This is a genomic window from Streptomyces sp. NBC_01116 (assembly GCF_041435495.1).
In the GTDB taxonomy this organism is placed as follows: Bacteria; Actinomycetota; Actinomycetes; order Streptomycetales; family Streptomycetaceae; genus Streptomyces.
The window spans coordinates 6,165,846-6,178,102 of the sequence record NZ_CP108644.1 but is presented as its reverse complement, the minus strand read 5'-3'; the positions used below and the strand labels follow the sequence as shown (position 1 = coordinate 6,178,102).

The window sequence follows — 12,257 nt, the reverse complement described above, 5'->3', positions numbered from 1 at the left end:
TGGCCATGGTCACAGGGCTTGATCTGTTCCCTACACGGAACGGATCAAGCCCTGCGGCCCTCGGGCCGGGTCAGCCGGAGACGCTGGCACGGCCGTTCTCGATGTGCCCCATGAGCCGCCGCCGGAAGCCGTCCTCCCCGTCGACGGTGACGGCGAGGTCGTACCAGCCGTGGGCGTCGGCCGCCGAGTGCACGAGCGTCCGGCTGCGGCCCGGCTTGACCGTGACGCGGCGGGTCCAGTCCCGTACGTCGTCCTCGTCGACGTAGCCGAGCGGCCGCACCAGGAAGGTCAGGGTCCGGCGGCCGGTGTTGCGCAGGGTGAGGTGCAGGTCGCGGTCGCGGTGGTCGATGCGGGAGGCGACCTCCGCTCCCCCGTCGGCCGGTCCGGCGAACTCGCGCCGGAAGCCGTTCGGCCCGGTGACGGTGAAGCGGTACGCCTCCCCGGTCAGCGGGACGGTCCAGTGCGCGGTGTCGGGGACGTCCTTGTGCTGCGGCGCCGGGAACTCACCGGCGTACGGGTACAGCGTGAAGTGCGCCGAGGACCGGCCGGTGTTGGCGAGCTCCACGCGCAGGGTGTCGCCCGACCGCCTCGCCCGGGCGTCCGGCCGGTACGGCAGCGGGCGCGCCGGGCGTGCGCCGGGCTCCTGGGCCGGGAGGTGCTGGACGGCGGGCGGCTTCGGCTGCCAGCGCCCGCCGATCGGCGGTATCGCACCGGGCCGTTCGACGGCGGGCTGCCGCCGGGCCCGGGTGAAGTCGAAGGCGGAGGTCAGATCGCCGGTGACGCGCCGCCGCCAGTCGCCGATGTTGGGTTCCTTCACGCCGGTCCAGCGCTCCAGGAAGCGGATGACGGAGGTGTGGTCGAAGACCTCGGAGCAGACGTACCCGCCGACGGTCCACGGCGAGACGACCAGCAGCGGCACCCGGATACCGAGGCCGGTGGGCCGGCCCTCCCAATGCTCCTCGGTCACCTCGGGGGGCGCGACGGGCGGCGGGACGTGGTCGAAGAAGCCGTCGTTCTCGTCGTAGTTGATCAGCACGGCGGTGTGCCGCCACACGTCGGGGTGCTTGCCGAGCGCGTCGAGGATCTTGTAGACGATGGTGGCGCTGTGCACCGGCGACGAGGTGCTCGGGTGCTCGGAGTCGATCGCCGAGGGGACCAGGTAGGAGACCGCCGGGAGCGTCCCGGCCGCCACGTCCTTGGCGAACTCGTCCGCCAGTGTGCCGGTCTCCACCCGGCGCAGCCCCCGCTCGAACAGGCTGCGCTCGCGCCGGTCGAGGGTGGCGACGCCCTCCTCCAGCAGCCCGAGGAGCCGGGTGCGCTCGGTCTCGGACGCGCCCCGGACCTTCGCGTAGAAGGCTTCCATGTAGGTGTGGCCGCCGGTCCTGGCGAGCGCCTTGCGGGCGATCGCCTTGAAGGTGGCGTAGAACTCGATCTGGTTGTCGGTGAAGTTCTCCCACTCGGTGTACGTCCGCCAGCTGCGCCCGGCCTTCTCCAGCCGCTCGGCGTAGGTGGACCAGTCGTAGCCGGGGTGGGTGCCCTCGTTGTACGCGTCGTTGCCGACGGCCCGCTTCCCGTTCGCCTCGAAGCCGGTCTTCCCGCTCCACAGGTGGTTGCGGTTGGGGCTGGTGGAGGTGTGGATCGAGGAGTGGTAGGCGTCGCAGACGGTGAAGGTGTCGGCCAGCTCGTAGTGGAGCGGGATGTCGCGGCGGTCGTAGTACGCCATCGTCGCCGCGGTCTTGGCGCTGATCCAGCCGTTCATCCAGCCGCCGCCCCAGGCCTTCGCGCCGCCGCTCCAGGAGTGGTCGAGGGCGCCGATGTACTGGAGGTCCTTCTTCTGTTCCTCGGCCGCTCCGCGCACCGGGAAGGGCAGCACGGTGGAGCCGGCCGCGGCGGGCTGCTCGAACACCGTTCCGCCGGTGGGCAGTTCGATGGCGTTGCGGTCACCGAAGCCGCGTACGCCGCGCAGGGTGCCGAAGTAGTGGTCGAAGGAGCGGTTCTCCTGCATCAGGATCACCACATGCCTGATCGAGCCGAGGCCTCCCCCGCCGGACCCCGCGTGGGCGGGCTGCGCGGCGATGGCGGCCTGGAGCGACGGCGGCAGGAACGATCCGGCCGCAGCGGCGCCGAGTGCGCCGCCGCCCAGCGCGAAGAGCCGTCGCCGTGACATGTCCGTGGTCAAAAGAGCCTCCCGGTTCCGGTGGTTACAGCCGGGAAGCTAGTCAGCGCAGGTGGCGTCGGGAAGGACTGCGTACGGACCGGTGGTGAACGTCCAAGAGGTCGGACCGGAAGTCCAACCGGCTCTCACACGCCGATGAGGTGCAGCGATGCCCAGAGCGCGAGCGTGGAGGCCAGGATCGTCGCGGGTACGGTCGCGAGTCCCAGCCGGGTGAAGTGGCCCAGCTCCGGAGCGTCCCCGTGGGCGAGCAGGATGCGCCGCCACAGAAGCGTGGCCAGCGACCCGACGTACGTGAGGTTCGGCCCGAGGTTCACCCCGATCAGGGCGGCGAGCAGCGGTCCGGGACCGGCCGCCGCGACGATCGGCAGCAGGGCGAGGATCGCGGGCAGGTTGTTGATCAGATTGGCGAGCAGCGCCGCGACCACGGCGACGCCGAGCAGCGCGGGCAGGGTCTCGCCGTCGGGCAGCAGGGCGGCTGTCCCGTCGCCGAGGCCGTTGTCGACGACGGCCTTGACGACGACCCCGAGGGCGAGGACGAAGAGGCAGAACAGCGGGTTGGCCGAGCGGACGACCGCGAGGGGGGTGGTCTCCCGCTTGGCGAGGGCGCGGACGCCGAGCACCAGGGCCCCGGCCACCGCGGCCCACAGCGGCTCGGCCCCCGCGAACGAGGTGACGACGAAGCCGGCCAGCGTCAGCGCCAGCACGACGAGCGTGAAGACGGGGACGGGCGTGCGCCCGGCGTCGGGATCCGGCGCGTGCGCCCCGGCGGCCAGGTCGGCCCGGAAGGCGCGGCGGAACACGGCGTACTCGACGGCGATGGCGGCGAGCCACGGCAGCGCCATCAGTGCGGCGAACCGGGTGAAGGAGAGGCCGCTCGCGGTGAACGCCAGCAGGTTGGTGAGGTTGGAGACGGGGAGCAGGAGGGACGCGGAGTTGGCCAGGTGCGCGCAGGCGTAGACGTACGGGCGCGGCCGGGCTCCGACCCGGGCGGCGGTGGCGAGGACGACCGGGGTGAGCAGGACGACGGTGGCGTCCAGGCTCAGGACGGCGGTGACGAGGGAGGCGATGACGAAGACGCCGCCGAGCAGGGGCCGGGTCTGCCCCCGGCAGGCACGCGCCACCACGTCCCCGGCGGCCCGGAACAGCCCCTCGTCGGCGCAGAGCCGGGCCAGCACCAGGATCGCGGCGAGGAACCCCACGACCGGCAGCAGCTCCCCGACCTGCTCGCGGGCCTCGGGCCAGGACACCGCTCCGAGGGCCACCACGAGGACGGCGGCGGGCACGGCGACGGTCGCCTCCGGCAGGCCGCGGGGGCGCACGACGGCGAAGGCGAGGACGCCCACGAGGAGGGCGGGGGAGACGGTCTCGGCGAGGACGGTGTTCAGGGCGGACTCACAGAGCGGGAGGGGTCACGGAGAGTGGGAGAGGTTCCCGGGGCACGGGAAGCGTTCACGGGGCACGGGAGCGGTTCACGGGGGAAGGGGCGGTGCGCCCGCGTTGTGCGGGTGCACCGCCCCTTCCGGGTGATGACGGGGGGGGCTCAGCCCTCGACGCCGAGCTTCTCCAGGATCAGCTCGCGCACCCGGGCCGCGTCCGCCTGGCCGCGGGTGGCCTTCATGACCGCGCCGACGAGCGCGCCCGCCGCCGCGACCTTGCCGCCGCGGATCTTGTCCGCGATGGCCGCGTTGCCCGCGATGGCCTCGTCCACGGCCGTGGACAGCGCGCCCTCGTCGGAGACGACCTTCAGGCCGCGCTTCTCGACGACGGTGTCCGGGTCGCCCTCGCCCGCGAGGACGCCCTCGATGACCTGCCGGGCCAGCTTGTCGTTGAGGTCGCCCGCGGCGACGAGCGCGGCCACCCGGGCGACCTGCGCCGGGGTGATCGGCAGCTCGTCGAGACCGCGGCCGGTCTCGTTGGCGTTGCGGGCCAGCTCGCCCATCCACCACTTGCGGGCCTGGTCCGAGGGTGCGCCCTCCTCGGTCGTCGCGACGATCAGGTCGACCGCGCCCGCGTTGAGGATGGACTGCATGTCGTGCTCGTTGACGCCCCACTCCTCCTTGAGCCGCGCCCGGCGGAGCCGGGGAAGCTCGGGGAGGCCCTGGCGGAGCTCCTCGACCCGGTCGCGCGCGGGCGCGACGGGGACCAGGTCCGGCTCGGGGAAGTAGCGGTAGTCCTCGGCGTTGTCCTTGATGCGGCCGGCCGTGGTGGAGCCGTCCTCCTCGTGGAAGTGCCGGGTCTCCTGCACGATGGTGCCGCCCGAGGACAGCACGGCGGCGTGCCGCTGGATCTCGAAGCGCGCGGCCCGCTCGACGGAACGCAGCGAGTTCACGTTCTTCGTCTCGGAGCGGGTGCCGAACGCCTCACGGCCGTGCGGGCGCAGCGACAGGTTGACGTCGCAGCGCATCTGGCCCATCTCCATGCGGGCGTCGGAGACCCCGAGGGCCTTGATCAGCTCGCGGAGCTCGGCGACGTACGCCTTGGCGACCTCGGGGGCGCGGGCGCCGGCTCCCTCGATCGGCTTGGTGACGATCTCGATGAGCGGGATGCCGGCCCGGTTGTAGTCGAGCAGGGAGTGGGACGCGCCGTGGATACGGCCGGTGGCGCCGCCGACGTGCGTCGACTTGCCGGTGTCCTCCTCCATGTGGGCGCGCTCGATCTGCACCCGGAAGATCTCGCCGTCCTCCAGCTGGACGTCCAGATAGCCGTCGAAGGCGATCGGCTCGTCGTACTGCGAGGTCTGGAAGTTCTTCGGCATGTCCGGATAGAAGTAGTTTTTCCGGGCGAAGCGGCACCACTCGGCGATCTCGCAGTTGAGCGCGAGACCGATCTTGATGGCCGACTCCACGCCGATCTCGTTGACGACCGGCAGCGCGCCGGGCAGTCCGAGGCAGACCGGGCAGGTCTGGGAGTTGGCGTCCTGCTTCAGCTCCGTGGAGCAGCCGCAGAACATCTTCGTCTTGGTGCCGAGCTCGACATGGACTTCGAGGCCCATGACGGGGTCGTAGGACGCGAGCGCGTCCTCGTACGACACCAGGTCAGTGACAGTCACGGTGAAACTTATCCCTCTCAGCCCAGCAGAACGTCGTCGTCGCCGAGACGCTTCAGTTCGCGATAGAGGATCGCGAGTCCGGTGACGATGGCAGCCGCGGAGACGGCCGCGTCGACGAGACGCAGCACGTCGTTGTCGTTGCGGGCGAGCTTCGCCTGCTTGGCGACGCTGATCGCGCCGAACGCGGTACTGCCGAGCGCGACGTACAGCCCGGTCTTGGACTTCTTGAAGTTACTGGCCTTCTTTGCCATGGCACTCACAGCGACGGAGCCTCCTCAAGCAGCGGGTGCCCCCACCTTTCCACGAAGGCGGCCTCGACGGCAGCTCCGACCTTGTAGAGCCGGTCGTCCTTCATGGCGGGGGCGATGATCTGCAGTCCGACCGGCAGACCGTCCTCCGGGGCCAGGCCGCAGGGCAGCGACATGGCGGAGTTGCCGGCCAGGTTGGTGGGGATGGTGCACAGGTCCGCGAGGTACATCGCCATCGGGTCGTCGGCGCGCTCGCCGATCGGGAAGGCGGTGGTCGGGGTCGTCGGGGAGACGATCACGTCGACCCGCTCGAAGGCCTTCTCGAAGTCCTGGGTGATGAGGGTGCGGACCTTCTGGGCCGAGCCGTAGTACGCGTCGTAGTAGCCGGAGCTGAGCGCGTACGTCCCCAGGATGATGCGGCGCTTGACCTCGTCGCCGAAGCCCGCCTCACGGGTGAGCGCGGTGACCTCCTCGGCCGACTTCGTGCCGTCGTCGCCGACCCGCAGGCCGTAGCGCATGGCGTCGAAGCGGGCCAGGTTGGAGGAGCACTCGGACGGCGCGATCAGGTAGTACGCGGAGAGCGCCAGGTCGAAGGACGGGCAGTCCAGCTCGACGACGTCCGCGCCCAGCGACTTCAGCAGCTCGACCGACTCGTCGAACCGCTGGAGGACACCGGCCTGGTAGCCCTCGCCGCGGAACTGCTTGACGACGCCGACGCGCATGCCCTGGACGGAGCCGTTGCGGGCGGCCTCGACGACCGGCGGGACCGGCGCGTCGATGGACGTCGAGTCCAGCGGGTCGTGCCCGGCGATGGCCTCGTGGAGCAGCGCCGCGTCCAGGACCGTACGGGCGCAGGGCCCGCCCTGGTCGAGGGAGGACGAGAAGGCGACCATGCCGTAGCGGGAGACGCCGCCGTAGGTGGGCTTGACGCCGACCGTGCCGGTGACGGCGGCGGGCTGGCGGATCGAGCCGCCGGTGTCCGTGCCGATGGCGAGCGGGGCCTCGTAGGAGGCGAGGGCGGCGGAGGAGCCGCCGCCGGAGCCGCCGGGGATGCGGGTGAGGTCCCAGGGGTTGCCGGTGGGGCCGTAGGCGCTGTTCTCGGTGGAGGACCCCATGGCGAACTCGTCCATGTTGGTCTTGCCGAGGATGACGACGTCGGCGGCGCGCAGCTTCTGCGTGAGCGTCGCGTCGTACGGCGGGACCCAGCCCTCAAGGATCTTGGAACCGACGGTGGTCGGCATGTCCTTGGTGGTGAAGATGTCCTTCAGCGCGAGCGGGACGCCGGCCAGCGGGCCGAGCTTCTCGCCCGCCTCCCGCTTCGCGTCCACGGCACGGGCCTGGGCGAGGGCGCCCTCGCGGTCGATGTGCAGGAAGGCGTGGACCTTCTCGTCGACCGCGTCGATCCGGGCCAGGTGGGCCTCGGTGACCTCGACGGCGGTCAGCTCGCCGGAGGCGATCTTCCCGGCGATCTCGGCCGCGGTGAGCTTGATGATGGTGCTGATGTCCGTCATGGCGGTTAGTCCTCCCCCAGGATCTGCGGCACCTTGAAACGCTGCTGCTCCTGGGCCGGGGCGCCGGAGAGCGCCTGCGCGGGGGTGAGCGACGGACGGACCTCGTCCGCGCGCATGACGTTGGTCAGCGGCAGCGGGTGGGAGGTCGGCGGTACGTCTTGGTCGGCGACCTCGGAGACGCGGGCGACCGCGCCGATGATGTCGTCGAGCTGACCGGCGAAGTGATCGAGCTCTTCGCCCTTCAGCTCCAGACGCGCCAGCCGGGCGAGGTGGGCGACCTCCTCGCGCGTGATGCCAGGCATGCAGCGATCCTCAGGGGTTGGTGTGTGGTTTTGTGACCCAATCCTATGGGGTCCCCCGATGCCGGGTTCCCCACCCCGATCGGGGCATGCCCTTCCGGGCGGCGGGAGCCGCCGGGCCGGGCCTTTCCGGGCGGCGGGGGGCCGGAAAGGGCCGAGCCCCGGGCGGGGGCCCGGGGCTCGGTGGAGGGTGTCGGAAGGGGCGGCTCTCAGGAGCTCTCGGTCTCCGCCGTCCCGTTCACCGCGCCGTTCACCGCGCCGTTCAGCGACGCGTTCATCGAGCCGGTGGCCGATCCGGTGGCGGCGGCCGCCGCCTGGGCCTTCAGCTCGGCGGGCCTGCGCCAGCCGTGCTCGCCGCGCGCCCGCAGCCAGGCCGTCGTCTCCTGCGGCGGCATCGCGGCCGCCACCAGCCAGCCCTGCACCGCGTCGCACCTGAGGTCCCGCAACCGCTCCCACGTCTCGTCGTCCTCGACGCCCTCGGCGACGACGACCAGGCCGAGCGAGTGGGCCAGGTCGATCGTGCAGCGGACGATCTCCGCGTCCTCGTGGTCGACCGCCAGCCGGGCCACGAAGGACCGGTCGATCTTCAGCTCGCTGACCGGCAGTCTGCGCAGGTGGACCAGGGAGGAGTAGCCGGTGCCGAAGTCGTCGAGGGACATCTTCACGCCGTGCGCGGTGAGCCCGGCCAGGGTGTCGGCGGCGCGCTGCGGGTCCTCCAGCAGCACATGCTCGGTGATCTCCAGTTGGAGCGCTCCCGCGGGCACACCGTGACGGGCCAGCCGGGCCGCCACGCCCCCCGCGAAGCCGGGGGTGTGGACGTCGCGCGGGGAGACGTTGACCGCGACGGGCACGAAGAGGCCCTGCGCCCGCCAGCGGGCGACCTGGGCGAGCGCCGTCTCCAGGACGTACTCCGTGAGGTGCGGCATCAGTCCGGAGGACTCGGCGATCGCGATGAACTCGTCCGGGGGGACCCGCCCGCGCTCCGGGTGCACCCAGCGCACCAGCGCCTCCAGTCCTGCGACCTGCCCGTCGAAGCGGACCTTGGGCTGGTAGTGCAGTTCGACCTCGCTCGCGTCGAGCGCCCGGCGCAGGTCGCCGAGGAGCCCGAGCCGGTCGGGGGTGTTGCTGTCCCGCTTGGACTCGTAGACCTCCACGCCCGTGCGGTCCCGCTTGGCCTGGTACATCGCGACGTCCGCCCGCCGCAGCAGGCCTTCGGCGTCCAGGGCGTGGTCGGGGTAGACGGCGACCCCGGCGCTGGCCTCCAGGACGAGGGTCAGTCCGTCGAGGTCGAGCGGGGAGGACAGCTCGGCGACCAGGTGGCGGGCGACCTGCTGGGCGCTGGTGGTCGAGTCGGTGTGCGGCAGCAGGACGGCGAACTCGTCGCCGCCGAGCCGGGCGGCCTCCGCACCGCGCGGCAGGGCGAGCCGCAGGCGCTCCGCTATCTGCAGCAGGAGCCGGTCGCCGGCCAGGTGGCCCAGGGTGTCGTTGACCGCGCGGAAGCGGTCCAGGTCGATGAGGACGAGGGCGGAACGGGTGCCGATGGACTCCGCGTCCTCCAGCGCCGACCAGGTCCGCTCCAGCAGCCACTGACGGTTGGGCAGCCCGGTCAGCGGGTCGCGCAGCTGCTCCTCGGCGCGGGCGCGGGCGATCCAGAGCGTGGAGTCGAGGGCGATCAGCGGCACCGCGAAGAGCGGCAGCAGGACGGGCATGGACATCGCGACGGCGCAGATCAGCGGGGCGAGACCGAGGAGCGCGACGGCGACGAGTCCCTGCCGCAGCATCGCGGTGCGGGCGATGGTGGGCAGCCCGCCGTTGTGCGGGGCCTGGGCGTACCACAGCAGGACCCGGGTGACGAGCAGATACGTCGATGCCGTCAGGAGCAGTTCCGGGACGGCCGCGATGCCCCAGTCGAGTGGCTGCCAGGGCTTCTCGACGGTGGGGACCTCGCCGAAGGCGGCCAGCACGAGGGCCGCGGCGCCGATGCCCAGCATGTCCACCCCGCCGTGCAGGAGCCCCTGCCACCAGCGGTGCCGGCGGGCGGTGCCGACGAGCACCACGACGGCGAGGCTGACCAGCACGGCCGGGAGCCAGCCGAACAGCAGCAGCACGGCGAGGGTGAGGGCGGCCCCGGAGCCGGTGCCGCCCCACCACCGGTCTCGGCCGAGCGCCACCAGATGGCCGACGATGATCCCGGTGAGCACGGCGAGGGACCAGCCCACCGCGCCGTCCGGGAAGAGCGCGTGCCCCTGCTGGACGGTCCGGTAGGACCCGACCGCCAGCAGCACCGCGGCGATCCCCACGACGGCGGCGCCCACGGGGGGCGTGAGGCCGACGAAACCTTGCAGCCGCGACACCGGGGCGGCGCTCTCGGTCGGTTTCATTCCGTCCCTCTCACAGCCGGCGGTGCCGATGTCCCTCGGTGGCGCCCGCTCCCGTGGCACCACGGCCCGTCGAGCAGCCGTGCACGGCGGGCGCACCTCTCAACAGTAGGCCGCGAAAGGCTTCCAGGGGCAGCGCTCTACAGCTCTTGCCCGAATGCGAACCGACCACCCGTCACCATCTGCTATTGACCCGAACGGGTGGCGCGGCAGGGCCATTCGGGGAACGGCGGCCCCTTCTTCACCCCTCTGCCCCGATTCCTTCCCCGTACGGGCCGCGCCACGCCGGGGGCAGCGTCTCGAAGGCGTCTCGATCCGGCGAACGGTGGGCGAACCCGGGTCCGGCGGGCGGTTACTCCCCGCTGTCGTCCGGGCCGGTGCCGGGCGCGGCCTCCGGGGCGGGCAGGGCCGCCTCCTTCGCACGTTCGGGTCCCTGTTCGAGCAGGATCGCGAATCCGTCCTCGTCCAGCACGGGGACCTTCAGCTGCATCGCTTTGTCGTACTTGGAGCCGGGGTTGTCGCCGACGACCACGAAAGCGGTCTTCTTCGACACCGATCCGGTGACCTTCGCGCCCAGCGCCTGGAGCGCCTCCTTGGCGCCGTCGCGGGTGTGGCCGGCGAGCGTGCCGGTGACGACGACGGTGAGCCCTTCGAGGGGGCGGGGGCCCTCGTCCTCGTCGGAGCCCTCGTCCGCCATGCGCACCCCGGCCTCGCGCCACTTGCGCACGATCTCGCGGTGCCAGTCCTCGGCGAACCACTGCTTGACCGAGGCGGCGATGGTCGGCCCGACGCCGTCGGCGGCGGCCAGCTCCTCCTCGCTCGCCTCGTCGATCCGGTCGATGGAGCGGAACTGACGGGCCAGCTCCTGGGCGGCGACCGGACCGACGTGCCGGATGGAGAGCCCGGTGAGGATCCGGGCGAGCGGGGCCTCCTTGGCGGCGGCGATGCCTTCCAGCATGGCCACCGCGTTCTTCTTCGGCTCGCCCTGCTGGTTGGCGAAGACCGTCGCGATCTTCTCCTCACCGGTCTTCGGGTCGCGCTTGGGCAGCCCGCTGTCCTGGTCCAGGACGTACGCCCGGATCGGCAGCAACTGCTCGATGGTGAGGGAGAACAGATCGCTCTCGTCCTTGAGGACGGGCTCGGCGGGCTCCAGCGGGCGGGTCAGGGCGGCGGCGGCCACATAGCCGAAGTGGTCGATGTCGAGGCTCTTGCGTCCGGCGAGGTAGAAGACGCGCTCGCGCAACTGGGCGGGGCAGGTGCGGGCGTTGGGGCAGCGGAGGTCGATGTCGGCCTCCTTCATCGGGCGCAGTTCCGTGCCGCACTCGGGGCAGTGGGTCGGCATCTCGAAGGGCTTCTCGGTGCCGTCGCGCTTGTCGACGACGGGTCCGAGGATCTCCGGGATGACGTCGCCCGCCTTGCGCAGGACCACGGTGTCCCCGATGAGGACACCCTTGGCCTTGACCACGTTCTGGTTGTGGAGGGTGGCGAACTCGACCTCGGAACCGGCCACTTCGACCGGATCGACCTGGGCGTACGGGGTGACGCGGCCGGTGCGGCCGACGCCGACGCGGATGTTGACCAGCTTGGTGTTGACCTCTTCGGGGGCGTACTTCCAGGCGATGGCCCAGCGCGGGGCGCGCGAGGTGGAACCCAGGCGGCCCTGGAGCGGGATCTCGTCGAGCTTGACGACGACGCCGTCGATCTCGTGCTCCACGGAGTGCCGGTGCTCGCCGAAGTACGCGATGAACTCCCGTACGCCGGCGAGGGAGTCGACGACCTTGTTGTGCTGGGCGGTGGGCAGACCCCAGGCGTGGAGCAGCTCGTAGGCCGCGGAGAGGCGGTCGATGCTCAGGCCCTCGTGGGCGCCGATGCCGTGCACCACCATGTGCAGCGGGCGGGTGGCGGTGACCTTGGGGTCCTTCTGGCGCAGCGATCCGGCGGCCGCGTTGCGCGGGTTGGCGAAGGGCTTGTCGTCGGCGGCGACCAGCCGGGCGTTCAGCTCCTCGAAGCCTTCCATGGGGAAGAAGACCTCGCCGCGGATCTCGACGAGCGCGGGGATGTTCTCGCCCTTCAGGCGGTGCGGGATCTCGGCGATCGTCCGGACGTTGGGGGTGATGTCCTCGCCGGTGCGGCCGTCGCCGCGGGTGGCCGCCCGGGTCAGGCGGCCGTGCTCGTAGGTGAGGTTGACGGCGAGGCCGTCGATCTTGAGCTCGCACAGGAAGTGGTGGTCGGGGGTGCCGACGTCCTTGGCGACCCGGTCGGCCCAGGCGGCCAGCTCCTCGTCGTCGAAGGCGTTGTCGAGGGAGAGCATGCGTTCGCGGTGGACCACGGAGGTGAACTCCGTGCGGTAGGGCCCGGCGACCTTCTGGGTCGGGGAGTCCGGGGTGCGCAGCGACGGGTGCTCCTCCTCCAGTGCCTCCAGGGCGCGCAGCTGCCGGTCGAACTCGCCGTCGCTGACGACCGGCTGGTCCTTCACGTAGTAGCGGAAGCGGTGCTCCTCGATCTGCTCGGCCAGCAGCGCGTGCTTCTCCCGCACGTCCGCCGGAACCGAGCTCTCCTGCTCCACCCGCTCTTCGCCCGCCATCGTCCCGTCCTC

At 71.9% G+C, this 12,257-nt stretch carries 8 protein-coding genes; all 8 read right to left on the bottom strand.

The features are described 5' to 3' along the window. Nucleotides 1–70 precede the first annotated feature (70 nt). On the bottom strand, nt 71–2,179 hold the full coding sequence (locus OG245_RS27310) for a phosphocholine-specific phospholipase C (protein ID WP_371626064.1): 2,109 nt from the start codon (nt 2,177–2,179) through the stop codon (nt 71–73). Between the two features lie 122 nt (nt 2,180–2,301). After that, nucleotides 2,302–3,519, bottom strand: coding sequence for an SLC13 family permease (locus OG245_RS27305; RefSeq protein WP_371626063.1), 1,218 nt, complete (start codon nt 3,517–3,519; stop codon nt 2,302–2,304). 197 nt (nt 3,520–3,716) lie between these two features. Then, a complete protein-coding gene (gatB, locus tag OG245_RS27300; RefSeq protein WP_371626062.1) occupies nt 3,717–5,225 on the bottom strand; it encodes an Asp-tRNA(Asn)/Glu-tRNA(Gln) amidotransferase subunit GatB in 1,509 nt (502 codons plus the stop codon). A gap of 17 nt (nt 5,226–5,242) precedes the next feature. Beyond that, a complete protein-coding gene (locus OG245_RS27295; RefSeq protein WP_018509752.1) occupies nt 5,243–5,476 on the bottom strand; it encodes a hypothetical protein in 234 nt (77 codons plus the stop codon). A gap of 5 nt (nt 5,477–5,481) precedes the next feature. Next, nucleotides 5,482–6,984, bottom strand: coding sequence for an Asp-tRNA(Asn)/Glu-tRNA(Gln) amidotransferase subunit GatA (gene gatA / locus OG245_RS27290; protein ID WP_371626061.1), 1,503 nt, complete (start codon nt 6,982–6,984; stop codon nt 5,482–5,484). Between the two features lie 5 nt (nt 6,985–6,989). Further along, nucleotides 6,990–7,286, bottom strand: coding sequence for an Asp-tRNA(Asn)/Glu-tRNA(Gln) amidotransferase subunit GatC (gene gatC / locus OG245_RS27285; protein ID WP_003966094.1), 297 nt, complete (start codon nt 7,284–7,286; stop codon nt 6,990–6,992). 206 nt (nt 7,287–7,492) lie between these two features. Then, nucleotides 7,493–9,664 carry a putative bifunctional diguanylate cyclase/phosphodiesterase gene (locus tag OG245_RS27280; RefSeq protein ID WP_371626060.1) on the bottom strand — a complete coding sequence of 724 codons (2,172 nt, stop codon included), beginning with the start codon at nt 9,662–9,664 and terminating at the stop codon, nt 7,493–7,495. A gap of 349 nt (nt 9,665–10,013) precedes the next feature. Continuing rightward, complete coding sequence (ligA, locus tag OG245_RS27275) at nt 10,014–12,245, bottom strand: NAD-dependent DNA ligase LigA (RefSeq protein WP_371626059.1); 2,232 nt, start codon at nt 12,243–12,245, stop codon at nt 10,014–10,016. Between the last annotated feature and the right edge of the window lie 12 nt (nt 12,246–12,257).